The organism is Nakamurella sp. GG22 (assembly GCF_052976845.2).
Map to the genome: position 1 here is coordinate 21,434 of NZ_JBRIIO020000010.1, position 26,175 is coordinate 47,608.

23 protein-coding genes are annotated in these 26,175 nt (G+C 67.2%); 3 read left to right on the top strand and 20 right to left on the bottom strand.

What is annotated here, in order from left to right:
- The first annotated feature begins 132 nt into the window (after positions 1-132).
- Both ACVBEQ_RS11865 and ACVBEQ_RS11870 read left to right on the top strand, forming a co-directional pair.
- A complete protein-coding gene (locus ACVBEQ_RS11865; RefSeq protein WP_447153293.1) occupies positions 133-927 on the top strand; it encodes an alpha/beta fold hydrolase in 795 nt (264 codons plus the stop codon).
- Positions 928-1,003: 76 nt separating this feature from the next.
- Complete coding sequence (locus ACVBEQ_RS11870; protein WP_447153294.1) at positions 1,004-1,387, top strand: VOC family protein; 384 nt, start codon at positions 1,004-1,006, stop codon at positions 1,385-1,387.
- 116 nt (positions 1,388-1,503) lie between these two features.
- Here the strand turns inward: ACVBEQ_RS11870 and ACVBEQ_RS11875 are convergent, their stop codons facing one another.
- The 19 genes from ACVBEQ_RS11875 to ACVBEQ_RS11965 form a co-directional block, all read right to left on the bottom strand.
- Positions 1,504-2,451, bottom strand: coding sequence for a beta-keto acid cleavage family enzyme (locus ACVBEQ_RS11875; RefSeq protein WP_447153295.1), 948 nt, complete (start codon positions 2,449-2,451; stop codon positions 1,504-1,506).
- Positions 2,452-2,506: 55 nt separating this feature from the next.
- Positions 2,507-3,346: an HAD-IIA family hydrolase gene (locus ACVBEQ_RS11880; RefSeq protein ID WP_447153296.1), complete on the bottom strand. Its 840-nt coding sequence runs from the start codon at positions 3,344-3,346 to the stop codon at positions 2,507-2,509.
- On the bottom strand, positions 3,343-4,854 hold the full coding sequence (locus ACVBEQ_RS11885) for a xylulokinase (RefSeq protein WP_447153297.1): 1,512 nt from the start codon (positions 4,852-4,854) through the stop codon (positions 3,343-3,345). Before ACVBEQ_RS11885 ends, ACVBEQ_RS11880 begins: the two co-directional genes overlap by 4 nt.
- The gene (locus tag ACVBEQ_RS11890; protein WP_447153298.1) at positions 4,841-6,301 is read right to left on the bottom strand and encodes an iron-containing alcohol dehydrogenase; all 1,461 of its coding nucleotides are present in this window, start codon (positions 6,299-6,301) and stop codon (positions 4,841-4,843) included. The genes ACVBEQ_RS11885 and ACVBEQ_RS11890 overlap by 14 nt, the downstream gene beginning before the upstream one ends.
- A gap of 79 nt (positions 6,302-6,380) precedes the next feature.
- A complete protein-coding gene (locus ACVBEQ_RS11895) occupies positions 6,381-7,112 on the bottom strand; it encodes a lipoate--protein ligase family protein (protein WP_447153299.1) in 732 nt (243 codons plus the stop codon).
- Positions 7,113-7,213: 101 nt separating this feature from the next.
- Positions 7,214-7,891 carry a 2-oxo acid dehydrogenase subunit E2 gene (locus ACVBEQ_RS11900; protein WP_447153300.1) on the bottom strand — a complete coding sequence of 226 codons (678 nt, stop codon included), beginning with the start codon at positions 7,889-7,891 and terminating at the stop codon, positions 7,214-7,216.
- Positions 7,888-8,754, bottom strand: coding sequence for a class II fructose-bisphosphate aldolase (locus ACVBEQ_RS11905; RefSeq protein WP_447153301.1), 867 nt, complete (start codon positions 8,752-8,754; stop codon positions 7,888-7,890). The genes ACVBEQ_RS11900 and ACVBEQ_RS11905 overlap by 4 nt, the downstream gene beginning before the upstream one ends.
- Positions 8,755-8,838: 84 nt before the next feature.
- Positions 8,839-10,332 (bottom strand): FGGY family carbohydrate kinase, encoded by a 1,494-nt coding sequence (locus ACVBEQ_RS11910; protein ID WP_447153302.1) that lies wholly within the window; start codon positions 10,330-10,332, stop codon positions 8,839-8,841.
- Positions 10,329-12,005: a glycerol-3-phosphate dehydrogenase/oxidase gene (locus ACVBEQ_RS11915; RefSeq protein ID WP_447153303.1), complete on the bottom strand. Its 1,677-nt coding sequence runs from the start codon at positions 12,003-12,005 to the stop codon at positions 10,329-10,331. The genes ACVBEQ_RS11910 and ACVBEQ_RS11915 overlap by 4 nt, the downstream gene beginning before the upstream one ends.
- Positions 12,006-12,066: 61 nt before the next feature.
- A complete protein-coding gene (locus ACVBEQ_RS11920) occupies positions 12,067-12,312 on the bottom strand; it encodes a biotin/lipoyl-containing protein (RefSeq protein WP_447153304.1) in 246 nt (81 codons plus the stop codon).
- Positions 12,309-13,343: an alpha-ketoacid dehydrogenase subunit beta gene (locus ACVBEQ_RS11925; RefSeq protein WP_447153305.1), complete on the bottom strand. Its 1,035-nt coding sequence runs from the start codon at positions 13,341-13,343 to the stop codon at positions 12,309-12,311. Before ACVBEQ_RS11925 ends, ACVBEQ_RS11920 begins: the two co-directional genes overlap by 4 nt.
- Entirely contained in the window at positions 13,340-14,326 is a 987-nt protein-coding gene (locus tag ACVBEQ_RS11930; RefSeq protein WP_447153398.1) for a thiamine pyrophosphate-dependent dehydrogenase E1 component subunit alpha, read from the bottom strand. The genes ACVBEQ_RS11925 and ACVBEQ_RS11930 overlap by 4 nt, the downstream gene beginning before the upstream one ends.
- A gap of 144 nt (positions 14,327-14,470) precedes the next feature.
- Positions 14,471-15,934 carry a beta-Ala-His dipeptidase gene (pepD, locus tag ACVBEQ_RS11935; RefSeq protein WP_447153306.1) on the bottom strand — a complete coding sequence of 488 codons (1,464 nt, stop codon included), beginning with the start codon at positions 15,932-15,934 and terminating at the stop codon, positions 14,471-14,473.
- A gap of 59 nt (positions 15,935-15,993) precedes the next feature.
- On the bottom strand, positions 15,994-17,028 hold the full coding sequence (locus ACVBEQ_RS11940; RefSeq protein WP_447153307.1) for an ABC transporter permease: 1,035 nt from the start codon (positions 17,026-17,028) through the stop codon (positions 15,994-15,996).
- Between the two features lie 5 nt (positions 17,029-17,033).
- Positions 17,034-18,581 carry a sugar ABC transporter ATP-binding protein gene (locus ACVBEQ_RS11945; RefSeq protein ID WP_447153308.1) on the bottom strand — a complete coding sequence of 516 codons (1,548 nt, stop codon included), beginning with the start codon at positions 18,579-18,581 and terminating at the stop codon, positions 17,034-17,036.
- Positions 18,578-19,591, bottom strand: a complete 1,014-nt coding sequence (locus tag ACVBEQ_RS11950; protein WP_447153309.1) for an ABC transporter permease — start codon at positions 19,589-19,591, stop codon at positions 18,578-18,580. The genes ACVBEQ_RS11945 and ACVBEQ_RS11950 overlap by 4 nt, the downstream gene beginning before the upstream one ends.
- Before the next feature lie 117 nt (positions 19,592-19,708).
- Positions 19,709-20,833, bottom strand: a complete 1,125-nt coding sequence (locus ACVBEQ_RS11955; protein ID WP_447153310.1) for a sugar ABC transporter substrate-binding protein — start codon at positions 20,831-20,833, stop codon at positions 19,709-19,711.
- Positions 20,834-21,099: 266 nt separating this feature from the next.
- Positions 21,100-22,341: an epoxide hydrolase family protein gene (locus ACVBEQ_RS11960; RefSeq protein ID WP_447153311.1), complete on the bottom strand. Its 1,242-nt coding sequence runs from the start codon at positions 22,339-22,341 to the stop codon at positions 21,100-21,102.
- 295 nt (positions 22,342-22,636) lie between these two features.
- On the bottom strand, positions 22,637-23,578 hold the full coding sequence (locus tag ACVBEQ_RS11965; protein ID WP_447153312.1) for a sugar-binding transcriptional regulator: 942 nt from the start codon (positions 23,576-23,578) through the stop codon (positions 22,637-22,639).
- 308 nt (positions 23,579-23,886) lie between these two features.
- Here ACVBEQ_RS11965 and ACVBEQ_RS11970 point away from each other — a divergent pair, with 308 nt between their 5' ends.
- Positions 23,887-24,891: a magnesium transporter CorA family protein gene (locus tag ACVBEQ_RS11970; protein WP_447153313.1), complete on the top strand. Its 1,005-nt coding sequence runs from the start codon at positions 23,887-23,889 to the stop codon at positions 24,889-24,891.
- A 24-nt stretch (positions 24,892-24,915) separates the two neighbouring features.
- Here ACVBEQ_RS11970 and ACVBEQ_RS11975 read toward each other — a convergent pair whose 3' ends face one another.
- Entirely contained in the window at positions 24,916-26,103 is a 1,188-nt protein-coding gene (locus ACVBEQ_RS11975; RefSeq protein WP_447153314.1) for an NAD(P)/FAD-dependent oxidoreductase, read from the bottom strand.
- Positions 26,104-26,175 lie beyond the last annotated feature (72 nt).

Sequence of the window (26,175 nt, forward strand, 5' to 3'; positions counted from 1 at the left end):
TAGAGTCAGCTCTAGTGAAGGCAATGGGCCCGCGCTCCATCGGGGAGGCTGCATCCTCGCCTTCCCGCACGATCCCGACGGCAGAGGAATCCACCCCTACCTCGACTGACCCATCCGAAAAGGAGAACTGCCATGCAATACACCGACTCCGGCGGCAACGCCGAGCCCATCGTCCTGATCCATGCGGCAGCGTTCGCTGACTGGTTCGTCCCGTTCGGACGCGAGCCGGCTGTCGCCGGGCAGCGCCTGATCCGCGTCACCCGCACCGGCTACTCCGACCCCGCGCCCGCCAAGCCGATGTCGGTGGCCGATCATGCCGGTGAATGCGCAGATCTGTTGCGCAGCTTGGGGATCGGGCGAGCACGGGTGCTGGCGCACTCCTCGGGATGTGTGGTCGCGCTGCAACTGGCGCTCGACCACCCGGACCTGGTTGGCGAGCTCGTTCTGGTCGAGCCACCGTTGATCGACCCGCTCTTGCCGGCCGAGGACCGGGCGCCCGTAGCTGCCCTGATCGGGCCCGCCATCGGCGCTTCGATGAGTGCCGCCGCCCAGGGCGACCTGCACACTGCGTTCGACACTTTCCTGTCTGCGCTGTGCGGGCCGGACTTCCGGGCGGTGATCGAGTCGACACTGGGCACGGCCGGCCTGGAACGCGCCGAACGCGACTGCGGCTACTGCTTCAGCGGCGAGGTGCCTTCGCTCGTCGGGTGGCAGTTCGATGCGCAGCAGGCGCGCCGGATCGAGATACCGGTCCATCTCCTTGCCGGCGGTGACAGCCCCGTCTTCACGCACCGACTGATCGACCATCTCGCCGAGATGCTGCCCGCGGCGCGCACGGCCGTGATACCCGGTCACAACCATCTGCTTCCCCTCACCGCCCCCGACGCGCTCGCCGATCTAATCCGGACAGCAACCGTCACGGCCTGAGCCCAGCCGCGCGAGCTGCCACGGCCCTGGCGAGAGAGGCTCGCTGAAAACACCACCAGCAACAGAAGGGAACACCATGCCGGACCTGGCACCGATCCACCACGTGAAGATCCCGGTCAGCGACGTGCGTGTCAGCACCCAGTGGTACGAGCGGGTGCTCGGACTGGAGGTGGAGATCGAGTTCGTCGAGGAAGGCGAGCTACGTGGGGTGGCCCTCAACGGCGCGGGCGGCACCACCCCCATCGCGCTGCGGCAGGATCGCGAGCGCGCCGCCGCGCTCTCCGGATTCGACCTGCTCGCCATCGGTGTCCCCACCCGGGAAGGCGTCCAGGCCTGGGCCGAGCACTTCGCCGCCATCGAACAGCGACACGGCGGCATTGTCACCGGCCACCGCGGCGGCAGCGTTCTCGTCGGCCTGCACGACCCCGACGGCATAGAAATCCGTCTGTACGCCGACTGAGGTGTGGCCAAGCTGCCGCCCGATCGAGTCGCCAGTTCCGGGCCTTGATCGGGCACGGAAGGGCACACAAGTGGCGACTCGATTCGGGTCAGGGCGGGAGAGTCAGGGGGCCGCGCTCACTTCAGCTGGTACAGGGCGCGGGCCTCCTCGTGGGTGGCGATCGGGCGACCCACCTCACGGGCGATCTCCTGCGCCTGCTGCAGCAGCTCGAGGTTTGTGGGGTTGCGGTCCGGGTCGTAGAACAGCTCCAGGCCGGTCTTGATGTGCCCGCCCAGTTCGATGGCCCGGCGGAGGATCCCGGTGTCGTCCAGCGCGCCCTGTCCCCAGATCGAGATGTACCAGGGGTGCTTGACCTTGGCCTCCTCGATCATCCACAGGTAGTAGTACAGGCTCTCCAGGCTGGGCTTCATGCCGTTGGTGCCGATCGGCTTCATCGAGGTGAGACCGTAGTCGCCGATCAGGTAGAAGTCCCACATCGAGCCGGGCGTGGACATGCCCTGGTTGACGTAGTACATCGCGTGGCGCAGGTGCCCCGGCTCGTACACGCCGTAGACCATCGGGACGCCGCGCTCGCGCAGCATCCGCCACTGGTTGCCGACCCGCTGGTAGTTGAAGCCGAACTCCGGACCGACCAGGTAGCCCTCGTCATCCGTGTCGACCGCGAAAAGTGTGAGACCGGTGTCGACGCAGGCGATCTCGGCGTGCGCATTCTCGTTGAGGAGGGCGACATGCTCCAGCCCGTGTTCCTCCGGCAGCAGCCGCAGGTTGTTGCAGGTGGTCGGGTACCAGGTGATGTCCGGGTGCTTGGCGAGCACCGTCTCCCAGGTCCGCATGTAGTCCCTGTAGGCATTCTCGCCGAGCAGGTCGAAGCTGGTGTTGTGCGCATGGATCGCACCGGCACCCGCTTCCCAACAGCGGATGGCGTCGTCCGCGATCTCCTCGTAGCCGACCGGCGTGTTCGGGTTCATCTCCTTCGAGCGGATGCCGTTGATGTGCGACTCGATGACGACGGGCCCGTCCCAGGTGGGCTTCATGTCGGCGTACTTGTCCAGAGCGGTGGCCATGGTTCGTCTCCTCCTGCGGTCGAGCGGTCAGTGGGATTCGGTCAGTGGAATTCGGTCAGTGGGATTCGGGCAGCAGTTCGTCGATCTGTCGCAGCACCCAGGTCGGGCGCACCGCGGACGCGGCCAGCATCGGCAGGTCGGTTTCGCCGGTCAGCACCAGCGCGGTGTTCATTCCGGCCGCGATGCCCATGGCGATGTCGGTGGAGAGCCGGTCGCCGACCATCACGCAGTCGTTGGGGCTCACCCCGATCTGCCGCATCGCGGTCTCCACCATCAGCTTGTCCGGCTTGCCGGCGTTCACCAGGCATTTCACCCCGGTGCAAGCTTCGATGGCGGCGATGATCGCGCCGGCATCGGGTTCGCCGTGCCCGCCGGGGAACGGGCAGAAGACGTCCGGATTGGTGGTCACCAGGATCGCCCGCCGGTACACCGCAAGAGCGTCGAAGGCGATCTGGAGCTTGCGGTAGTCGAAGCCGCGGTCGTAACTGGCGACGACAACGTCGACTTCATGCGCGTCCTCGGTGAGCGTCAGGCCCGCCGCGGTCAGCGCTGATTTCAGCGGCTGCTCGCCGATGACGAAGATTTTTCTGTCGGCGGCGTGTTCGAGCAGCCAGGTTGTCATCGTCATGACCGTGTTGAGGATCTCGTCGGGGCGCACCGGGATGCCGAGTGATTCGAGCTTCTCGCGGTACATGAACGGATCCCGGGTCGGGTTGTTCGTCAGGAACACGACCTTGGATCCAAGCCCGCGAACGGTCTCGACCAGCGCGCGGGCTCCCGGCAGCAACTCCTTACCCAGGTAGATGGTGCCGTCCAGGTCGAACAGGTACCCGTCGTAGATCCGGCTCGGCCTGGCCAGCAACGACTCCAGCTCGTGGTCGAGGTCGACACTCATTGCGCCGCAGCCAATTCGCCGAAGAGACCACGGAGGGCGGGGTACATCCCCCGGTACACCTCGTACAACCGGTCGTAAGCCCCCGTGTGGCTGTCATCGGGATCGAAGGCGCGGCCGGTGCCGGTCATCGCTGCCGCCGCCGCCTCGATCGAGGGATGGATGCCCACCGCGGCCGCCGCCAGCACGCCCGCCCCCAGGCAGGTGCTCTCCGGCTCGCTGACCACCTCGACCCTGCGCTGCAGTACATCCGCGAGGATCTGGCACCAGATCCGGCTGCGGGACCCGCCGCCCAGTGCGACGATGCGCGAAACCTTCTCCCCCAGCGCCTCTTCCGCGCCGGCATACAGGAACCGCTGCTCGAAGGCCAGGCTCTCCAGGATCGCCCGGTAGACGTGCGCCTTGCCGTGGATGCCGGTCAGCCCGATCAACGCGCCGCGGGCGTGGTGGTCCCAGTACGGGGTCAGGGCGCCGGTCCAGTACGGCAGGGCCAGCAGTCCCTCACTCCCGGGCGGGAGCATGTCGGCCGCCGCTTCGAGGACCTGCTCGGGAGACAGGTCCAGGCCCAGCATCTGCGTGTTGACCCCGGCGAACTTCTCGACGAACCAGCGGATGTTGTACGTCCCGCCGCCGATGAACGTCTCCAGGGTGTAGCCGCCCGGGATGCCGGCGGCAAGCGTCCGGAACCGGACATCGCTGGCGTACGTGGGGCTGAAGACGCCGGATACGATGCCGGTGCCCAGGTTCAGGTAGGCGGCGCCCGGTTCGGTGATGCCGCAGCCGAGTTGGGCGGACTGGCCGTCGCCGACTCCGGCGACCACCGGCAGTCCCGGCGGCAGCCCGGTGAGCCGGCTCGCTGCCTCTGTGATGGAGCCGATGATCGCGCCGGGCGCAACCAGATCAGGGAACTGGTCGCGATGCAATCCGGCCGCGGCGATCAACTCGTCGGAGTAGTCGAACGTGGACAGGTCGACAACGCCCAGCGGATCGGCACTGGCCCAACAGGTTCGGAACTGCCCGGTCAGCCTGTTCACCAGAAAGCCCTGGACATCAACCACACATGCGGTGTGCTGCAACGTCTCTGGTTCGTGCTGGGCGAGCCAGAGCAGCTTGTACCAGGCCGGCGTGGGGTTGGGCGGCTTGCCGGTGATCCGGTGCACCTCCGGGGTGCCGTACTTCTGCACCTCCTCGGTGGCCCGCGTGTCGGCCCAGATCATCGCCGGGCGAAGCGGTTCGGCGGCGCGGTCCAGGCAGGCGAAGGTCTCCCGCTGGTGGGTGATGGAGATCGCCGCGATGCGTTCCCGGTCGACCGTCTGCACCGCGCGTTTGATGGCTGCGGTGGTGGCGGTCCACCAGTCCTCGGGATTCTGCTCGGCGTAATTGGGCCGGGGATGGTCGAGGGCGAACGTCGACCGGGCCTGGGAGACAGCGTGACCGGAGGAGTTCCAGACCACGGCCTTGGCGGCGGTCGTCGAACAGTCGACGCCGACGACCAGGTCACCGCGGGGCATGGGACGTCTCCGCTTCTTCGACCTCGTGCTCGGCGTTCTCCAGCACGGTGGCGATGTCGTCGGGTTCCCACCAACCGAGCGCGATCAGCAGGTCCACTCCAGTGACCCGGTTGCGCATGAAGGCGCAGTTGGTCACCGCCCAGGTCGCGTGGTCCGCGCCGGTCACCGCGGGCAGGTCGGTGAGCCTGGCCACCGCGCCCGCCGCGACCAGGCTGTGCGCGAGCTCGCTGGTCGGCCGGACGAGTGGCCGGAGTCGGGTCGCTGCCGCCGGCCAGTCGGAGATCAGGGCGATCAGGTCGGCGCGGTGCCGGTCGAGTGCGGCGACCTTTTTGCTGTAGTCGGACCAGCACTCGGCGCCGACCTGACCGGCCGGGTCGATGTCGGCGAATGCGGCTCGTACCGTCTCCTCCGGTGCCGTCAGCGATCCGCTCGTCAGACTCTCGACAAGGGCCAGCCGGTCGGTGTTGTCGAGCCGCTCGAACAGCAGGTCCCAGGCGGCAGCCGCGACCACCGCAGCGGCGCCGACCTGCGCGCCGTGCAACCCGATCGGCCGGTGCGCCGCGCCGTTGGACAGGTCCAGCATGTGGCTGACCAGGTGCTCGATGCCGGACAGGCAGGCGGTGCCACCGGAGACCCCGGTGGCGATGCCGCGGATCGCCAGTGCCCTGGTCAGCCGCGCCGTCGCGTCCGCCGAGCGGCCGAGTTCCGCGGACCAGTCGGCGACGCCCGATCCGACCTCTTCGAGAATCCGGATCGGCGCAGGATGGAAGGAGGTGTCGACGCCGACGAGGTCGGCCAGCAGCCAATCGGCGGGGGCGGTGAACATCGACGTGAGCTCACCGAACCCGGCGACGTTCATCGCCGATGGTGCCTGGTCGATGGTGGCCACGTCGGAGACGACGATGTCCGGCCAGCGGGACGGTGTGGTCCGCTTCACGCCGTTGCGCAGCAGCACCGACACGTCGTCGGTGAAGCCGTCGACCGACGCCGCGGTCTGCACCACCACGAACGGCACACCGCCGATCGCGGCGGATGCGACCTTTCCGATGTCGGTGATCGTTCCGCTGCCGATGCTGACCACCGCATCGACGCCGACCACCGCCGCACTGGCCTGCTCGATCACCGCCTCCGATGCGTGCAGCTCCGGGTGGCCGTCGTCCAGCACCACCGGGCGGACGTCGAAACGCTCCGCCAGCGCAGCCTCGATCGCCGGCTTGATCTCCTCGTCGCCGCGGCGGATCGGGGTGCGGTCCATCAGCAGTGCGACCGTCGGCCGGCCGCTGACCGACGGCCCGAACAGTTCGGAGACCGCCGACGTCACGTCCGACCAGTCGTGCGAGCCGATTCTCACCGACCGCATCCCGCAGGCGGGCAGGACTCCGTCCGGATCTGCCTCGCCCACGATGCGGTGGGCGACCTCCACCGGGTCCTGGTCGACCACCGGCATAGACGCTTCCCCGATAGACGCTTCCCCGATAGACCCTGTGTCGATATGAGTGGTCACCGTTGACTTCCCTTTCTCCTGATCAGCTGTGCTGGTCGACAGCTGTTACCGCTGGCGGCTTCTCGTACTGGACGGGATCCGGCAGCGGGACGAACGACAGCTCCGTAACAGGAGCGAACGCTGCGATCAGGGCGTCCTGTACCTCGGGCACCCCGGCGGTGAGGCCGAAGTCCGCCGCCGACACCACCGTGCGCGGATCGAACGACAGACCCAGTGCCGGGTAGACGTCGGTCAACACCAGGCGCAGCGGCTCCGCGTCGGTCACGACGATGCTGCCGCCGAGCAGCAGGCCGCCGCGAACGCGCCGACCTGCCGTCCCGACGACCTTGCCGACCCCGCCGGCATTGACGCTGAACCGGCCGGGACAGTACTCACCTTCGACCTCGCCAACCCGGGCGTCGACGCCGCCGTCCCGCAACACGCCGGCCAGGAGCTCGCCCAGCGCCGACATGTGTTGGGCCGGAGCGTATTCGCCGTAGTCGGGCAGGACCAGGTCGAAGCACAGGCAACTGCGGTGATAGGCCGCCGCACGCCCGCCGGGTGACCGGACGGCCGGTTGGAATCCGTGTGACCGCGCCACGGCGGCGGCCACCGGGAACCCGGGAGTCCGCTCGTCCCGGCGGCTGAAACCGACCGTCGGTACCGGCCGGTACAGCCGCAGCCAGCCTTCGGAACCGCCGGCGACCTTCCGCAGCAGAGCTGGTCCGATCGCCGCATCGGCGGCGGCCGACGAGAGGCCTTCGCCGGCGGACACCCGGAGCCGTCCGACGCCGCGCAGTAGGTCGGCGGCTGGGCGCTCGCTCGGGGCCGATGCCGAACTCAGGGCTGGTGCCGAACTCCGGGCTGGTGCCGGAATCACGGAAGTCCGGATTCCAAATGCGCGCGGATCGCGGTGAGCAGACCGGCGCCGGTCGCACCGTCCACCGCGCGATGGTCGCAGGTCAGCGTGAAGGTCGACAGCGGCCGCACCTGGACACTGCCGTCGAGGGCGACGGGGACCTGCCGGGTGGTGCCGATCGCCAGGATCCCCACCTGTGGCGGATTGAGGATCGCGTCGAACTGGTCGATGCCGAGCATTCCGAGATTGGACACCGTGAACGTGCCGCCGGTGATGTCGGTCATCGACAACTTGCCCGCGCGCGCACGCTGCACGACATCCTTGCGGATACCGGCGATGACCGACAGATCGGCGCCCTGCACCCGCGGCAGCACCGGCACCATCAGGCCCTTGTCCGTCGCGACGGCCAGGCCGATGTTGACGTCGGTGAAGGTGGTGATGACGTTGTCCGCGTAGTGCGCATTCAGCGCCGGGTTGGCGGTCAGCGCCGCCGCGCAGGCCTGCACGATGGCGTCGGTCACGGTCGCGCCCCGCGCCTTCAGATCCGCGCCGAGCACCGCGGTCATGTCCACCTCGACGGTCAGGTGGAAGACCGGTGCGGCCCAGGCTTCGACCATCCGGCGAGCGGCAATTTTCCGGACCCCGGTCAGCGGCTTCGAGACCCCCTCGGAGACAGCGGCTTCGGTAGTGGTCATCGTGGCTGCCAGGTCAGCGAAGGCGCGGTGCCGGCGGAACCGAAGATCTCCATCTTCGCCATCGTGGCGTCGACCATCCGCCGGCGCCCTTCGTCCAGCGCTTCCTCGAGCTGGCGGTCACCGTTGGACCAGGCCGCCTGGACTCCGGACCGGAAGGCGTGCCGCAGATCGGTGTCGGCGTTGAGCTTGTGCACCCCGGCCGCGACCGCGTTCTTGACCTGATCGTCCGGAACACCGGAGATGCCATGCAGGACAAGAGGAACCGGGACAACGTCACGGATCTGGGCGATCAGATCGATGGCCAGCGGCTGCGGATCGAAGGACGGCATCGTGCCGTGCACCACGCCCGCCGAGATGGCGAGCAGGTCGACACCGGTCTCGGCGACGAACCGCTCCGCCTCACGGACGTCGGTGTAATACGAGGACCAGTCGACCTTCTGGCCGACATCGGGGATCTTGCCCAGTTCGGCCTCCACCGGGATGCCGTACGAGTGGCACAGTTCGACAGCCTTACGGGTCGCCTTGATGTTCTCCTCGAACGGCAGGTGGGCAGCGTCGAACATGATCGAGTCGAAGCCCAGCCGGACGGCGAGCAGCACCTCGTCCCAGGTGCCGTGGTCGAGATGGATCGTGTAGGTGGCGTCGGATTCGGCGGCGTTGCGCACCGTCATCTCGTAGGCATTGCGCAGGCCCATGTGCGGGATGATGGCCCGTCCCACTTGCAGGTACACGGGCGACTGGGCCTGCTGGGCCGCCTGCAGCAGCGCCTGGGTGGTCTCATCGTTGTGCATGTTGAACGCGCCGACGGCATAGCCGCCGGCTCTGGCCGCTTCGATCCAGGCCAGGGGATTCGGGTCTCGCATGAGGGTGCTACCTCTCTCCGGTGGTGACCGGCGTGGATGGAATGGTGCGGAGCGGTGCGGGGGTGCGCCGCCGGCCCGGCATGATCAGGAAGCTCGACGGCTGGGCAACGTCCTGTCCAGCGCGTCCCGCCAGCCGGCGAGCCGCTCCTCCCGCTGGTCGGCGCCGATCTGTGGTTCGAACTCACGCTCGCAGCTCCACATCGACTCGAGGGTGTTCTGGTTGTCCCAGATGCCGACGGCCAGGCCGGCGACGAACGCGGCGCCCAATGCGGTGCGTTCCAACGAGTCCGGCCGACGGATCAGCCGGCCTGTGAGGTCCGCGGTGAGTTGGCAGAGCAGGTCGCTGCGGGTGCTTCCGCCGTCGACCTTCAGAGAGTCGACAGCGACCCCGCCACTCTCCAGAGAGTCGAGGATGTCGCAGGTCTGGAACGCCATGCTGTCCAACGCCGCCCGGACCAGATGGGCCGATGTCGATTCCAGCGTCATGCCGACGATCGCGGCCTTGGCCTGCCGGTCCCAGTGCGGCGCGCACATCCCCCCGAAGGCGGGGACGACGTACACACCGCCGGCGTCGGGAACCAGCCTGGCCAGCAGTTCGATCTCGTCGCTCGACTCGAACAACCGGAGGTTCTCCCGCATCCAGGACAGCGTCTGACCGGAATGGAAGACGACGCCCTCCAGTTCGTAGTCGGTCGTGCCGCCGACCGTCCAGCCCACACTCGAGGTCAGCCCGTCGACCAACCGGGGTTTCGGCCCGGAGTTGACCGTCAGGACCCCGGCCGTGCCGAACGTCTTCTTGGCCGCGCCGTCCGCGAAGCAGGCCTGGCCGAACATGCCGGCCTGCTGGTCGGCGATCACCGCGCGCACCGGCACCTCGGCGCCGAGCACGCCGGCTGCGGCGGCGCCGAAGTCCGCGTCCGAGTCGACGGCGGTCGGGAAGATCTCCATCGGAATGTCCAGCAGGGCACACAGTTCCGTGTCCCATGTCCTGGACTCCAGGTTGAACAACGCCGTCCGGGATGCGCAGGAGTGATCGGTCATGTGCGACCGGCCACCGGTCAGATTCCACAGCAGCCAGGTGTCCGGCGTGCCGCAGGCCAGCTCACCGGCCTCCGCGCGGCGCCGCGCATCGGGCACGTTCTCCAGCAGCCAGGCGACCTTCGCCGCGGAGAAGAAGGAGTCGTTGAACAGTCCGGTGCGGTGCCGGAACAGCTCGTCCAGGCCCCGGTCGGACCATCGCCGGACGATGTCGTCGGTCTGCTTCGAGATCCACACCAGGGCGTTGTGGATGGGCTTGCCGGTGGCCCGGTCCCACAGCATGACCGTCTCGCGGTGGGTGGTGATGGACACCGCGGCGAGGTCCTTCGCGGTGATGCCTGCGTCGGACAAGGCCCGGCGCACCGTCGAGAGTTGGAGCTCCCACAGCTCGACCGGGTCGAGTTCCACCCACCCCGGGCGGGGGTATTCCCAGCGGACGTTCTCCCGTGCCTCGGCGAGGATGGCGCCGTCGCCGTTCACCACGACGGTGCGGCAACTGCTCGACCCCTCATCCAGGGCTAGCAGGAGCGGCCCGCTCACCGGGTCGCTCCCACGGGCACCGGTTCCCCGGCGCCGAAACTCTCCGACCGCGGACCGGACGGATCCGGCACGGCGAGCTTGCCGAGCCACTCGTTGTACTCGGCGATCTGGGCCGCCCGCTGGTCGGAGTCCCAGCCGAGGTGATCGGCGAGCACGCCGGCGACCTCGTCCACCGACTCGAGCCCATGGCCGGGCTCGAAGGCGACCAGCGTGCGGCGGGCGAGGACGTCGGTCAGCGACCGGGCCAGATCGGAGTCGACGGCGAACACCAACTCGGCTGCGAACAATCCGCTGGAATGCACCACCTTTCGGAGCTCCGGGCGCTGCTCGATCAGCTGCCACACCGAGAACGCGCGGCTGCCGTACAGGTCGACCAACCGCGTCACCTGTGCATCGGGCAGGCCGGTGCGAGCCCTCAACGCCGCCTTCAGCGTCGCCACGTCGGAGAACTGCGCGCCGACATACGGACGGTTGCGCGTCGGGCAGGCCGGGGCTTTCCGACCGAGCCGCTTGAAGGCGTCGTCGACGGCATCCTCGGCGAGCTGCCGGTAGGTCGTCAGCTTGCCGCCGACCACGGTGATCAGGCCCGGCAGACCGGTAGCGGTGTGGTCGTGCAGCACGTGGCTGCGCGGCACCGACGATTCGGCCTTGTCCGGCACGTAGGGCAGCGGTCGAACCCCGCTGAACGTGTAGAGCACGTCGTCGAGACCGAGGTTCGCGTCCGGGATGAGGGCGTTGACCTCACCGAGCAGGTAGTCGACTTCGCCGATGTCGCAGCGTGCGTTGTCGGGGTCGTCATCGAACCGGATGTCGGTGGTGCCGATCATGTAGCGGCCGCGCCACGGGATGATCAGCACCAGCCGGCCGTCCTGCCGGGACTCGTAGTACACGACGTCGCGCGGAGCGCCGGGGAACGGGTCGACGATCAGGTGGCTGCCCTTGGTGCCACCGTTCAGCCGCGGCTGCTCCGGCAGGTCGGGTGCGGCGATCAACCGGTCGATCGCCGCCCCGGCCACGTTGTAGACCAGCGGTGCCCGGACCTCGGTCTGCTCGCCGGTCAGCCGATCGGTGGCGCGCACCCCGACGACCCGCCCGTTCGCCAGCAACGGTTCGTCGACCCGCATCTTGGTGGCGATCACCGCACCGGCGGCCTGCGCGTCGACCGCCAGTTCCACGCACAGCCGTTCGGCGTTCTCCACCTGTCCGTCGTAGAACACCACCGACCCGGACAGCCCGTCCTCGGACGCACCGCCGAAACGGCGTTCCGTGCGGTTCCTGGTCAGGAACCGGTGGGTCGGCGGCGTCTTGCGCAGCGACAGTGCGTCGTAGGTGATCATGCCGAGTTCGACAAGCCAGCCAGGTCGCCGGTTGTGCTTGTAGATCGGCACCATCAGCGGCACCGGCTTCACCAGGTGCGGTGCGAGCCGGAACAGCCGTTCCCGCTCGGACAGCGATTCGTGCACCAGGCCGAAGTCGTACTGCTCCAGGTACCGCAGCCCGCCGTGCACGAGCCGACCGGACCAGGCCGACACACCGCTGCACAGATCGTCCTGTTCCAGCAACGCGACGCGCAGGCCGCGCAGTGCGGCGTCCTGGGCGATGCCGATGCCGTTGATCCCGGCGCCGACAACGATGACGTCGAACGGCTCACCGGCAAGTTCCGGCCTGACCATGGCTGTGATTCCTCTCCCTGAGGTGTCGTGTCTACGGCGCCGAGCGGGTCCGGGCGACGGGTCAGTCGTCCGTCTCGATCACGGCAACAAGTGTTCGGACCTCGACGGTCTCGCCTTCCGGGACGAGGATCTCGACCAGCGTCCCGGTGGCCGGAGCCTCCAGCGTCTCCTCGACCTTCTCGGCTTCGACCTCGGCCAGCGGCTCGTCCTCGGTGACGGTCTCGCCGACCGACTTGAGCCAGCTGGTGATGGCACCCTCGCTCATTCCCATGCCCCACTGGGGCAGCAGAACCTCTACTCGACTCATCGGGAAACAACCTCTCCGTTGGATGGGGTGGGGGCTCCGACCGAGGCGCGCACCGCGTCGGCGATGCGCGTCCGGCTCGGGTACAGCTGCTTCTCGAGCGCAGGGCTGAACGGGATCTGGGTGTCCGGCGTGGTCACCCTCCGGATCGGTGCCTTCAGGCTCGAGAAGACGTGTTCCGCGGCGAGCGCCGAGATCTCGCTGGCGACGCTGCAGGTCTGGTGTGCGGGGTCGGCGACGACGACCCTCCCGGTCTTGGAGATCGCCGTCAGAACGCCGTCGACGTCCAACGGGACCAGCGTGCGCGGGTCGAAGACCTCCACCGAGATGCCCTCGGAGGCAAGCTGATCCGCGGCCGCGACGGCCTCAGGGACCGCACCGGACACCGCGACGATGGTCGCGTCGGTGCCGGTTCGCAGGGTCCTGCCGACCCCGAACGGGATCCGGTACTCCGATTCGTCGACCTCTTCCTTGGTGCCCCAGAGCACGCAGGCCTCGAAGATCAGCACCGGGTCGTCGGTGTCGACGGCCTCGCGCAGCAGACCCTTGGCGTCGCTCGGGTACGCCGGCGTGACGATCTTGAGCCCGGGGACGTTCATGAACATCGGGTAGGGCCGGTCGGAGTGGTGCGCACCGGTGTTCAGCCCGTAGAACATCGCGGACCGGAAGACGACCGGCATCTTCGCCTGGCCCCCGAACATGTACCGGTTCTTCGCGACCTGGTTCACGAACTGGTCCATCGCCATGTACAGGAACGACGAGTAGGACAGGTCGACGATCGGGCGCAGTCCGGTCATCGCGGCGCCGGCCGCGGCACCGACGATCACCTCCTCCGAGATCGGAGTGTTGCGGATCCGGTTCCGGCCGAATTGCTGGAGGAAGTCGCCCTCGGAAGCCCGGGACTTGCCCGCGCCGCCGGTGGTTCCGTAGACGTTGGCCTCGACGTCCTCACCGATGATCACCACCCGCTCGTCAGCGAGCATGGCTTCTTTCTGGGCGGCGCCGATCGCGCCGAGGTAACTCATGACGGTCATCGCACTGGCTCCAAGACGGCGAAGGTGGTGTCGCGGAAGGTGTGGTGGGTGTAGACGCTGTCGGCGTAGAGATCGTCGAAGGCGACCGTGGCCGCGGGGAACGGGCTCGCGTCGGTGAACGCGACGGCCTCGTCGACCTCGCGCAGGACGTCGGCCTCCAGCTCGTCCATCGCGGCGTCGTCGGCGACACCGCGGCGGATCAGTTCGGTCCTGAACAGCGCGATCGGGTCCTTCGCGAGCCATTCCGCCTTCTCCTCGGCGTTGCGGTAGTCCACGCCGAGACGCAGCCCCTCCGAGTGCTCGTTGAACCGGTAGGTCACCACCTCGACCAGGGTCGGGCCCTCCCCGGACCTGGCGCGCTGGACCGCTGTGCTGACCGCGTCGTACACGGCGAGGACGTCCTGGCCGTTCACGACCCGGACACCGGGCATCCCGAAACCCTCTGCGCGGTCGGCGATCACGCCGGAGGTGACGGTGTGAGCGGGCGTGGACAGCGCGTACTGGTTGTTCTCGCAGAGGAAGATCACCGGCAGTTTCCACACGCCGGCGATGTTCATCCCCTCGTACAGGCAGCCCTGGTTCGCGGCGCCGTCACCGAAGAACGCCAGCGCAACCCGGCCGTTGTCGAGCACCTTGGACGACAGGCCCGCGCCGACGGCGATCGGAATGGACGAGCCGACGATGCCGGACTCGCCGAGGCTGCCGACGGCGAAGTCGGCCAGGTGCAGTGAGCCGCCCTTGCCGCCGCAGACGCCGCCGGACTTGCCGACGAGCTCCGCCATCAGCGGGCCGAGCGGCGCGCCCTTGCCGATCGGGTGCCCGTGGCTGCGGTGATTGCCGGTCATGTAATCGGATTCGCCGAGCGCCATGGTGGCACCGACGACCTGGGCCTCCTGGCCGATGCTGGTGTGCACCGTCCCGGGGATCGCGCCGCGCTTGACCATCTTGGATGCACGCTCGTCGAAGCGCCGGATGCGCAGCATGCGGCGCTGCATCTCGATCAGTGTGTCGTCCGAGAGTTCGGACGTGGATACCGATGTCACGTTCGTACCTTTCTTGACGCAGGCCGGTGCAGACCGGCGATCATGCGGTCGGGGGAATGGCCAGGTGGGATTGACCGGGTGGGCTCAGTTGAGCCGGCTGACCACTTCGCGCACCAGCGGCCAGACCTTGGCCACCGAGGTGTGGTTGACCGTCTCCGCCGGCGAGTGCAGGCCGTGCAGCTCGGTGCCGATCGAGATGATCTCCAGGCCGGGGATCTTCCGGCTGAACATCCCGAGCTCGAGGCTGCACTGCGAGACGTGGATGTCGGGTTCCTTGCCGATGACGTCCCGGTAGGCGTCCGCAGCGGTCTTGAGCAGCTGGGAATCCTCCTGGTACGGGAACTCCGGCGCGTCCAGCCCGAACTGCTCGACAGTGACCCCACCGCCGGCCAGAGCGGCCAGTACCCTTGCGCGGTCGAGGATCTCGTGCTTTCTGGAGGTCACCTGAGCGGTGATGGTCGATGCCAATCGGATGCCGTCGTCGGTGGGGCGCAGGGTGCCGAGGTTGTTCGAGCTCTCCACCACGCCGGGGGTGAGCAGGCTCCAGCTCAGCACGCCGTTGGCAATGAGTGCGGTGAGCCTGGAGAACCGGGCACCCGCGTCGGCCGAGAAGACCTTTTCCGGGGCCGTCCCCTCGTCGAACTCCAGCCGGACGGTGTCACCGGCCAACTCGTACTCCTTGTACAGAGTGCTGCCCAGTTCGGCGATGATCTGCTCCACGCCCGCCACATCCTCCGGCCGCAACGAGAGCACGGCCTCCGCGTCGGCGGGAATAGCACTGTTCTGGGTGCCGCCGTAGAGCCCGCTGATCCGCACGTCGTACTTGGCGAGCACCGCGTTCAGCACCCGCGCCAGCAGCAGGATCGCGTTGGCCCGCTCGAGGTGGATGTCGAACTCGCAGTGACCACCCTGCAGCCCACGCACCTTGAGCGACCGGGTGGCGGTGAACTCGGCGGGTACCGATTCCCACTCCGCGGGCACATCGACCAGGAAGGTGATGTCGCCGCTGCAGCCGGCCAGGATCTCGTTGTCGGTGATCCAGTTGAAGTCGATCATCCGGGTGCCGGTCAGCACCGAGGTGTCGAACTGCCCGGCGCCGACCTTGCCCTTCTCCTCCATCGCGGTCAGCACCGCTTCGAGCGGCGGGTGCGGGAGATCCTTCGAGTCCAGCAGCGCCAGGATGTACGAGACCCCGATGCCGTTGTCCGCACCGAGGGAGGTGCCGTCAGCGGCGATGTAGTCGCCGTCCACGACGAGCTTGATGGGCTCGTTCACGAAGTCGATGTCGACGCCCTCTTCCTTGGCGCACACCATGTCCAGGTGTCCGTGCAGGATCAGGCCCGGTGCATTCTCCAGACCGCCCTGGCCGGGCTTGCGGACGACGACGCAGTGCAGGTCGTCCTGGAATGCCTCCAGTCCGCGTTCCTCGGCGAAGTTGACAACCCAATCGGCTGCCTGCTTCTCGTTCTCCGATCCGCGCGGGATGTTGGACAGGATCTCGAAGAACCGCAGCACCTCCTGGGGCTGCAGCGACTCCAGAACGGGCACTTGTTCTCTCCTTTTATCGAAAACTCTTGTGGCAGAGGGGGATTCCGGCGAGCCGGGTATTACTTGACGATTCCAACGCGCTTGCGGCTGATGGTCAGCGCGACCGCAACGATGATCACCAGGCCGTACACCAGGCTCTGCGCCTCGGACGGGATGCCGAGCGCCGCGGCGCCGACCGGGATCAGGGTGACCGTCAGGGCGCCGAAGATGACGTTGATCGGGTTGGTGATGCCACCGGTGATGGCGGTGCCACCGACGATCGCGGCGGTGATGGCCGGCACAAGCAAGTCACTGCCCAGACCGGTGCTCGACGCGGAGCCGGCCTGCGCAATGATCATGATGCCGGCGACCGCGCCGAGCAGCCCGGACAGCGCGAATGCGACGATCTTCAAAGCGCGGGTGCGAACTCCGGAGAACAGCGCACCGGTCTCGTTCAGACCGACAGCGGTCATGCTCTGACCGAGCACCGTGAAGCGGAGTAGCGCCCACAGCACCACGGCCAGGATGACGCCGACCCAGAAGGCCATGGCCAGACCCGCGATGCCCTGGGTGAACAACGGGCTCAACAGGCTCGCGTTGGTGGCGTACACCGTGGTCGCGTCGCTGACGATCAGTGACGCTGCCTGCAGCAGGCCCAGTGTGCCAAGGGTCAGCGCGAAGCTGGGAACCTGGAAGAACGCCACCAGGGCCCCGTTGATCGCGCCGATCACAATGCCCAGCACCAGGACCACGACGATCGCAGCGGCACCCATCGTGCCGAGCATCTTGGCCAGGGTGATCGCTGCGAACAGGGCGATCGCGGCGTTGGACAGATCGATGGATCCGACGTGCAACACCATGCTCTGGCCGAGGGCGACCAGCAGGATCGCCGCCGCCTGGGTGGCCAGGATGGCCATGCCACCGCCGCCGAGGAAGGCCGGGCGGAGGATCGCCACCAGGGCGAACAGGACCACGAAGACCGCGATCGGACCCACCGTCGACCACAGGTTGACGGCCCGGATGCCGCGCCTGGGTGACTCTGAGCCGGCCTGCTGCGCCGCGGCCGAAACAGGTCCGGCGGCTGAGGCTTTGTTGTCCAGCGCATTGTTCGCCATGGGAGTCACACCATCCTTTCGAGCAGGTCGAGGGTCGTCGGGGTGTCGACGGTGAGGTCGAAGCGCGCGGTGATCTCGCCGTCACGCATGACGAGGATGTCGTCGCCCATGTCGAGCGCTTCTTCGAGAGTGTCGGCCAGCAGGAGCACCGCGGTGCCGCTGTCACGGGCGGCGCGAATCTGCGCGTTGACCGTCTCCGCGGCGCCCGGGTCGAGGCCGCGCAGCGGGTGGTCGAGGATGAGCAGCTTCAGGTTGTCCGACGTCAGCCATTTGGCCATGACGACCTTCTGCTGATTGCCGCCGGAGAACCGGTGCAGGTGGAGTTTGGTGTCCCGGGGCCGGACGTCGAGCTTCTCGTACCACTCGGTGCCGAGTTTCACCGCACGCCGCGGGTTGACGAACAACCCCTTCTTGCCGTTGCGGGCGAGCGCCATGTTCTCCGGGCCGGTCATCCCGCCGACCATGCCCTCGGTGCGCCGCTCCGCCGGCACGTAGCCCATGCCGTTACGGGTGGCCTGAGTGGCGGACCAAGAGTGGAGCTCCTTGCCCTGGTAGGTGAAGGCGCCGGAGTCGAACGGTTCGGCACCGAACAGCGCCCGCACCAACGACTCCCGGCCGGATCCGATGGTGCCGACGATCGCCACGCACTGACCGGACCTGATGTCCAACGAGATGTCCCGGTATTCGCCCTTGCGGGTCAGGCCGGCCACCTCGAGCAGGGCTTCGCCCGTCTTCCGCGGGTCGGCGGTGTGCTTCTTGGCCTGGGACGCGTGGCCGATCATCAACTGGAACAGGTCGTCCTCTGTCACCTCGCTGGTGGCCCGGTCGGCGACGATCTTTCCGTGCCGCAGGACAATGATGCGGTCACAGACGCGGCGAACCTCGTCCAGCCGGTGCGACACGAAGATCACCGAACCGACATTCTTCAGGGTGGCGATCTCGCGTTCGAGGATTGCGGTCTCGTCGCGCTCGAGGACCGATGTCGGCTCGTCGAGGATGACAATCGGCGCTGTGTGGGTCATCTCATCGACCCGCAGCGCCCGGGCAATCTCCACCATCTGCCGGTCGACGAAGCTCAGGTCGCCCACGATGGCCCGCGGATCGACCGACGCGCCGACCCGGGCGAGGATGTCCTCGGCCTCCCGGTTCAACTGACCCCAGCGGTACCAGCCGTACTTCGTGGCCGCGTCCTTGGAGGACAGCGCATTCATCGCGATGTTCTCGGCCACCGACATGTTCGTCAGCAGAGACTGCTCCTGGTGGACGACGCCGAAGCCGGCCGCCACCGCGTCCTGGGGCCGACGGAAGCGGACCTGCTTCCCGTGCACCTCCATCTGTCCGGAGTCGGGCTCGTGCAGCCCGGACAGGATCTTCAGCAGGGTGGACTTGCCGGCGCCGTTCTCGCCGATCAGGCCGATGACCTGGTTGCGGGGAATCGCCAGCGAGATGTTGTCGACGGCCTTGACCGGGCCGAAGGACTTGGTGATGCCGGTGAGCTTGAGGGCGGGCGTGTCAGCCGGAAGAGTCCGGTCCTGGGTGACTGCCTTGGTCATTTCACGATCCTCAGTCTGCTGCGCAGCGGCCAGGCCGCGACGATGATGGCCAGGATCAGCACGGCGCCCGAGACCCCGGATTTGATGTTCGGGCTGACCCCGCTGAGGATCAGGCCGTTGTTCAGCACGGTCAGGAGGAACACACCGAGCGCGGTCCGCATGACGCCGCCCTTGCCGCCGGCGAGCGAGGTTCCACCGATCACGACCGCGGCGATGGTCAGGAACAGCGTGCCGTTGCCGACGCTGGCCGACCCTGCGCCGAGCTGCATCGTCGCCAGGATGCCGCCGAGCGCGGAGCACGCACCGGCCGCGGTGAAGATCAGGATCTTCTGCCTGCCGACCGGAATGCCGTTGCTGCGGGCGATGTCCTCGTTGTTGCCGATCGCGTAGGCGAACCGCCCCAACCTGGTGAAGCGGGTGACCACCCAGCCGAGGAGCACGACGACGGCGGCCAGCAGAATCGAGTTGGGCAAGCCGAGGGTCAGGGTGCTCGGGAAGGACTTGAAGCCGCCGTCCGGCAGGAACGGAATCGCCTCGGTACCGAACAGCAGGATTGCGATGCCCAGCCCGACAAACCAGATGCCGAGCGTCACGATGAAGGACGGGACCTTCAGCCGGGTGTGGATCAGGCCGGTGCACAGACCCAGGACGGCACCGATCAGGACACCGATCACGAGCGCAAGGAATCCGAGGTCTGCGGTGTCACGGCTGTTGGCCGTCAGCAGGATGAACGTCATTCCCGCGGCGCCCATCACCCCCTCGACGGAGAGATCGATGGAACCCATCAGGATCACCAGTGTTGCGCCGACGCCGACGATCAGCGGGATCGCGGCCTGGTCGAGGATGGTCCGGATGTTGCCGATGCTGAGGAAGATCTCCGGATTGAGCACGGTGAAAATCACGATCAGCACGACCAGGGCACCGAGCTCGCCCAGGTTGCGGAGCTCGAACCGGCGTTGCCGGCGGGGTGGACCGGACTGTTCCGGTCGCTCTGTCAGGACCTGCGCCACGACCTTCTCCAAACTTGCTGTGCGTGAACGGTTATCGATGAGCGGGTGGGTCCTGCCCGGCCGCGGCGGTGGTGTGGCCACCGCCGCGGACCGGCAGGAGTGCGGGTGGGTAGTGGTTCAGGAGGGGAGCTTCTCCGGGCCGGCGCCGACCAGCGGCACCGGTTCGGTGTCCCACGGACCCTTCTCGACCAGGGTGTCGATCCAGCCGGGGATGTCGGAGTCGTACTTGGTGTATTCCTTGTAGTTGTCCGGGGTGACGCAGACCAGCTTGAACAGGCTGTCCCGCTTCTCCGGCGGCAGCGTCGACGGGTCGATCTCACCGATCGCCGCCTGGTAGGCGGTGTAGAGGCCGATGGCGGCCGCCATGTAACCGCGGTGGAAGGTCTCGCCCACGATGGCGCCGTTGCCGAAGTTCGAGTCCATCATGTCGATGACCGGCGGGTAGAGACCGTCGGAGACGAACTTGGTCTGGTCCTCCCGGCCCGCCTTCTGCACGGCCTCGGTGGCACCGATGATCATCGCGTCGTCCGCGGCCCAGAATCCGTCGATCTGGTCCGGGTACTTGGACAGCATGCTCTGGGTCTCCTGGAAGCCGAGCTGCGGATCCCAGTTGGCCGGCCGGGTCTCGAGCAGCTTGACGTCGGGGTACTCCTTCAACGCCTTCTCCAGGCCGGCGACCCGGGTCTGGCTCGTGGTGCTGTCCAGCACGCCGGCGAGTGCGATCACGTTGCCCTTGCCGCCGATGCTCTCCGCCAGCGCCTTGCCGGTGCACTCACCGCTCTCGACGCCGGAGTGCTTCTGGAACGCGACGAAATTGTTGCCGATGTCGGCGGGCTTCAGCTCGTCCGGCTTGTTCCACCAGATCACCACGTATCCGCCGGCCGCCTTGACGGCGTTGACGATGGTCGGGGCGTCGGAGCTGGCGACCGTGTTCACCATCAGGGCGACCTTCTTGCCCTGGGCGAGAATGGCCTGGATCTTGGAGATCTCGGTCTGCGAGCTGCCCTGCGAGTCGACGATCTCCAGCGGCACATTGAGTTTCGCGGAGAGAGCCTTGGCACCCTCGATCATCGAGGCCATGTACGGGTTGGTCGTGTTGATCACCGAGGCGACCAGGACCAGATCGTCCTTGCTGACGGTTGCCGCCGCGCCACCGGAACCGGTCGTCGACGTGCAGGCGCTGAGGGCGATGGTCGCGGCTGCGGTCAACCCCAGCAGGACCCTGGATTTCTTGCGGAACATGAGGACTTCTTTCTGTGCTGGGCACGGGGGAAGGGGACACCGGCACTGCGCGGAGGCAGGCGGGTTCGGCGGACGCCGCGGAGCGGGGTGCCGGTACAGGGAAGAGGTCGACCGGGTCGCCCGATGACGGGGTCCGGATCGATCTCGCGATGCACTGCCGAGTTGCTCGGGTGCGGGGCTCGGGGCATCACCACGAAAGGCGCTCTGTATCAGCGTCTTTCAACAGGCCGGTCGCTCAGTTGGTGGTGAACAACCGGCGGGCGCCGTCAGCGGAACTGTCTGAAGAACTTGCGGACGTCGCCCACGTAGAGGTCTGGTACTTCCAGTGGCGCGAAGTGGCCGCCGTCGTCGTGCACGGTGTATTGCTGCAGGTTGAAGTACTGCTCGGTCCACTTGATCGGCGGCTTGTAGATCTCACCGGGGTAGATGGCGACCGCAGTGGGCGCGCCGACCACCGGGAAGCCCTCGTGCGACGGCTTCCAGGGATTGTTCCGGCACTCCCAGTAGTAACGCGACGACGTGCCGCCGGTGTTGGTCAGGAAATAGACCGCGGCTGTGGTGATGAGATCCTCTTTGGGCCAAACCTTTTCGAAAGCCTCGGTGCCGACGCCGCGTTCGGCCAGGCCCCAGAAGTACCGCTTCTCGGTGATCCAGGCCAGCTGACCGGCGGGCGAGTCGGCGAACAGTGAGGCCAGGGTTTGCGGCTTCGTCAGCTGCATCTCGCCGTAGCCACTCTCGTTCTCGACGAAGAGCTTGCCGCGCTCGAACCAGCCCTCTTCGCCCTCGCCGTACTGGTTCGCCGCCGGCAGACCGAGCACCGGGTCGAATTCGACGTTCTCCGGCTTGTCCGGATGCTCCGGCAGGTAGTGGCTCATCTGGGCGGGGAAGTGGGTGTAGATCCCGAAAACGTCCTGTTCGTACTTGTGGCCGTGTTGCTGTGTGACCAGGGCGCCCCAGTCGCCGCCGGCGACGGCGTACTTCGAGTACCCCAGAACGTCCTTCATCAGGACGTTCTCCAGGTCCGCGGTGCGCCAGAAGTTCCATCCGGTCTCGGTCAGCGGAGACGAGAAGCCATATCCCGGAAGGGAAATGAGCACGACGTCGAACGAATCACCGGGGTCGCCGCCGTAGGCTGCAGGGTCGGTCAGCGGCCCGATCACCTTGCGCAGATCCCAGAACGTCCACGGCCAGCCGTGATGGATCAGCAGCGGAACCGGGTTGTCACCCTTGCCCTTAGCGTGGATGAAATGCACGGGTACGCCCATGATCTCGGTCTTGAAATTGGGCAATTCGTTCATCTGGCGCTCGATGTCGCGCCAGTCGTAGTTGTTGATCCAAAAGTCGATCAACTGCTTGTGGTACTCGGTGTTGTAGCCGTACTTCCAGTCTTCGTTCGCGAAGTCCTGGGGAAACCGGGTGTTGCGCAGCCGCTGGTTCATGTCCTGCAGGACATCTTCAGGGATGGCAATGGTGAACTCCGTCACCTGGTACTCAGAGTTCGCGGGCACCAGAGACCTCCTTGTCTTGGACACGACGATGCGATTGGGGCGAAGCACTCAATCCCTGTCAAAACGACTGGATATGCAGGCCCTGCAAGTATATGCATAAGGATGGGGGAGGCTCCGGACGCTGTCAAGGTCCGAGCAAGAGATATTTTTGCGCCACCCGGGCGGCTTCGCCACACGTCGGATTGACACCCGATCGTGGCGACGAACGGGGGAATCACTTCGCTTTTGGGGCCTCATGGCGTTCAGCTCTGACGATGCGACAACTCAGAACCGTGCCGCTACGACACCTCTGGACTCAGCCGCGATTCTTCAGCAGCCACTGGGCGGTCACGGAATCGGTGACCAGCACGTTGATCCATCCACCCACGAGAGCCGCTCGAATGGCCTGATACTTGGACGGGCCACCAGCGACGCCGAGCCGGCGGTCCGCCTGGCGAAGTTGGTCGGGCGTGACGCCGAGAATCAGCTCGTCGAAGTCGGTCTCCACCAATTCACCGTCGACGTCGATGTACCGCAGGTCGACCTCGCCGACCGCGCCGCGGGCCTTCGCCTGCGCGACCTGTTCGGCGGTGAAGAAGTTGTCCCCGGCGGTCAGCGGCGGCACGATGCCGCCCGCGCCGATGCCCGTCAGTGCCAGGTCGAGCTTGTCCAGCTGAGCCAGGGCGAGACGGGCGTGGCTGTCGTGATCGAGCAGCGTCTGCTTGACCCGCACGCTGGCGACCACGCCCGGCAGCCGCAGGAACATCGGTTCGGCGCCGACCAGTTCGGCCAATCGCTGGGTGTTCTGCGCCGACCGGTGCTGCAACGCGGGCGGGCCGATGTCCCCCACCATCTCCACAACGTATCTGGTGTTGCCCGGCCGCAGGGGTCGCAGATTACGGACCGTCTCCTGCAGGGTCCGGCTCCACGAGGTGAACCCGATGACCTCGGCATCGATGGCGGTGCTCTGCAGATGCAGCGCAAGCAGCTGGCCGAGCTCGGCGAGAAGCTCTGATTCGTCGCGCGTATCGCCGATGTCGTAGACGTGTGACTCCCGGAGCCCATAGGCCGACTCGAGTTCGCCCTCCAGGATGGACTGCTCGTCGGGCGGCAGTATCACCTCGGTCCGGACGATGCCAAGGCCTGAAGCCTGCTCGAGCATCCGGGAGACCTTCGACTGGGAGATGTTCAGCCGCTCTGCGATGGCAGCCTGACGCAGGCCACGGGTGTGGTACAGCCACGCAACGGTGGCGACCATCCGGAGTGCACCGGGTTCAGCGGTTCTCGGCACAGCAGTGTTCCCTCGTTCGGCACTACCCACCCCGTCGGCACGCTGTCGGCCGTCGGCCATCTTGTTGGCCTTGGGTAAACATTCAACCACCGGCGGTCGGAGCGGTCCACCTTCTTCGACTACTAGGAATCCGAGTATTGCATATTGATGCATCTTTGCTCCCGGCCCGTCTGTGAGCGATCCGTCTGCCCGACACGCATTCCTGGTCGCGCCGCCGCATCATCAGGGCGTCAGATCACTCGCACCTCCGACACCCATCGGCAGGGAGGCACACCGTGCAGTTGAAATGGATCGATGCGACCGGCGTCTCGGAGCACCCGGTCGAAGAGGTAGCCCAACTACTGACCAACCCTGACGGCCTGGTGTGGTTGGACATCCCGCACTGGGAGGAAGCGGCTGAACGCCTGCTCCGCGACGTCTTCGGATTCCACGCGCTGGCCATCCACGACAGCGCGCACCGCAACCAGGTGCCGAAAGTGCACAAATACCCCGACCACGTGTTCTTGGTGCTGCATGCACCGCACGCCGGCGAGGCGGGTCACGTCCACACCATCGAGCTGGACCAATTCATCGGTGACCGTTACCTGGTGACCGTGCACGGCCCGCTGAGTCCTGCGGCCGACCCGGCCGCGGCACGGCTCGAGGTGGACGCACTGGCCAAGAGGCTCGAATCCGGAAAGCTCCGTCCTCAGCACGCCTACGACCTGTCCTACGCGCTCGTCTCGACCGTTGCGAAGCGACTGCGCGACTTCATCGCCCGGATGACGGCCGACATGTGGAACCTCGAATACCGGTTCCAGGCCGTGGTCAAGCAGGGCCCGGGGGGACATCTCCGGGCTCCGGAACAGTTCCTGGACGATTTGTTCCGCGCCCGCCACGGCTTCATGGTGGCCCGGACGCAGGCGGCGATGTCACGCGAGGTGTTCTCCCGGATGTACAAGATCAAGGCATTCGGGCCCGGCCGGGGACAGAAGCGGATCGACGACGCCGTCGACCAGTTCGACCACCTGCGCGCGATGGCAGACGGCGAGAAGGAAAACCTGCAGGGGACGATCGAGTTCTATCAGGCCCGCACGAACACCAAGGTCACCATTGCGGCAGAACGCCTGGCCGTCATCGCCGCCATCACCCTTCCGGTCACGGCGGTCTCGTCAATCCTCGGGATGAACCTGATCGTCAACGACAACACCCAACCGTTGGAGCTGGCGGTCGCGGTGTCGGCGATGGCGATCATGTCGATGCTGCTGCTGATTTGGGCGAAACGACAGGGTTGGTGGTGAGCGCCAGCCTGGCTCCTGCCCGTTTCAGCTGTCCACCGTCCTGACGGCCAGCTCGGCGGCGTCGTATCCGTCGGGCACCTCGCCGGTCAGCGCCAGGGTGGCGGCGATCCGACCCTGCGCATCCGACGCCATCGCGGAGTAGCCGTTGCAGCCCATGGCAACCACCACCCCGTCGCCGAGCGGACCGAGGTAAGGACGCCGACCGACGGTGCGGCTGAGGATGCACCGCTTGGTGCGGAAGCTGAGGAACCGGGTGTGCGGGAACAGGGCCAGGACCTGCGTGCGGAGCCGCGGCAGGGTGTCGTCCGGGGTGGTGTTCCGGAACCACCGGCGGATGGACCCGATGTCGTCGAGCAGCGGATCGACCGCCTGGTTCATGCCGAGCTTCAGGTACCACCGCCCGTCGGGATAACGCAGCGGCTTGATGAGGTAGATCCCGTCGAAATCGTCGGTTTCCACCTCGTACAGGACCGACGGCATGGCGGCCATCGATGCGGCAGTTTCGGCGGAAACCTCCGCCATCAGGACGGTCTCGCCCTTGATCAGGACGTCCAGCCGGCGGTTGAGGAGCCGGCTGGCGTTGGTGAAGGATCCGGTCGCGACAACGACAGTGCCGGATCGGTGGACCTCCCCACTGGTCGTCGTGAGCTCGCTGACCCCAGCCACCCGGCGCCCCGCGCTCACCACGTCCCGCAGCACTGTGCCACGCGCCTGCTCGGCGGCAAGCAGCTGCGCGGCCACCACCGCTCGCGGGTTGATGCTTCCGGCCGGACCGGGCTCGTACATCCCGACGACACCGTCCGGGACCTGCAGCTGCGGCGCGAACCGGCGGACGGCATCAGGACCGTCGACCATCTGGTGCTGGAGGCCGAACACGTGACCGAGCTCCGGGGCATTTTTGAGGTAGTCGTCCCGGTGCGGCGCGAGGTAGAGGCAGCCGACCGGGTCGTGAACGGTCAGGCCGGTGAAGCGCTCGAGGTCGGGCCACGCCCGCGCCGACTCGACGCTGAGCCGGGTCCACAGCTGGTCGAAGCCGATCAGTCGTTGTACCCGGCCCTGGTCGTAGTGACTGGCGAAGACCTCTGCCTCGTCGGCATTCTCGGGTTCCGCCGGTCCGATGACTGCAACCGTCGCCCCGGCCGTCGCGAGGTACCGGGCCGCGGCGGAACCGACCAGACCGGCACCGATCACCACGACGTCCCAGGTGCTCACGCGGCGGTGGCTCCCTTCCTGGCGGGATGTGGCGGTCCGGCATCGAATCATCGCAGCGATGGGCGACCGCGG

Coding starts and splice junctions, on each gene's coding strand:
- ACVBEQ_RS11945 (WP_447153308.1), bottom strand. CDS start 18,581: ATGACCAAGGCAGTCACCCAGGACCGGACTCTTCCGGCTGACACGCCC.
- ACVBEQ_RS11870 (WP_447153294.1), top strand. CDS start 1,004: ATGCCGGACCTGGCACCGATCCACCACGTGAAGATCCCGGTCAGCGAC.
- ACVBEQ_RS11920 (WP_447153304.1), bottom strand. CDS start 12,312: ATGAGTCGAGTAGAGGTTCTGCTGCCCCAGTGGGGCATGGGAATGAGC.
- ACVBEQ_RS11865 (WP_447153293.1), top strand. CDS start 133: ATGCAATACACCGACTCCGGCGGCAACGCCGAGCCCATCGTCCTGATC.
- ACVBEQ_RS11905 (WP_447153301.1), bottom strand. CDS start 8,754: ATGCGAGACCCGAATCCCCTGGCCTGGATCGAAGCGGCCAGAGCCGGC.
- ACVBEQ_RS11880 (WP_447153296.1), bottom strand. CDS start 3,346: ATGAGTGTCGACCTCGACCACGAGCTGGAGTCGTTGCTGGCCAGGCCG.
- ACVBEQ_RS11915 (WP_447153303.1), bottom strand. CDS start 12,005: ATGGTCAGGCCGGAACTTGCCGGTGAGCCGTTCGACGTCATCGTTGTC.
- ACVBEQ_RS11965 (WP_447153312.1), bottom strand. CDS start 23,578: ATGGTCGCCACCGTTGCGTGGCTGTACCACACCCGTGGCCTGCGTCAG.
- ACVBEQ_RS11875 (WP_447153295.1), bottom strand. CDS start 2,451: ATGGCCACCGCTCTGGACAAGTACGCCGACATGAAGCCCACCTGGGAC.
- ACVBEQ_RS11930 (WP_447153398.1), bottom strand. CDS start 14,326: ATGCTGCGCATCCGGCGCTTCGACGAGCGTGCATCCAAGATGGTCAAG.
- ACVBEQ_RS11900 (WP_447153300.1), bottom strand. CDS start 7,891: ATGACCACTACCGAAGCCGCTGTCTCCGAGGGGGTCTCGAAGCCGCTG.
- ACVBEQ_RS11885 (WP_447153297.1), bottom strand. CDS start 4,854: ATGCCCCGCGGTGACCTGGTCGTCGGCGTCGACTGTTCGACGACCGCC.
- ACVBEQ_RS11925 (WP_447153305.1), bottom strand. CDS start 13,343: ATGACCGTCATGAGTTACCTCGGCGCGATCGGCGCCGCCCAGAAAGAA.
- ACVBEQ_RS11940 (WP_447153307.1), bottom strand. CDS start 17,028: ATGGCGAACAATGCGCTGGACAACAAAGCCTCAGCCGCCGGACCTGTT.
- ACVBEQ_RS11955 (WP_447153310.1), bottom strand. CDS start 20,833: ATGTTCCGCAAGAAATCCAGGGTCCTGCTGGGGTTGACCGCAGCCGCG.
- ACVBEQ_RS11890 (WP_447153298.1), bottom strand. CDS start 6,301: ATGCCGGTGGTCGACCAGGACCCGGTGGAGGTCGCCCACCGCATCGTG.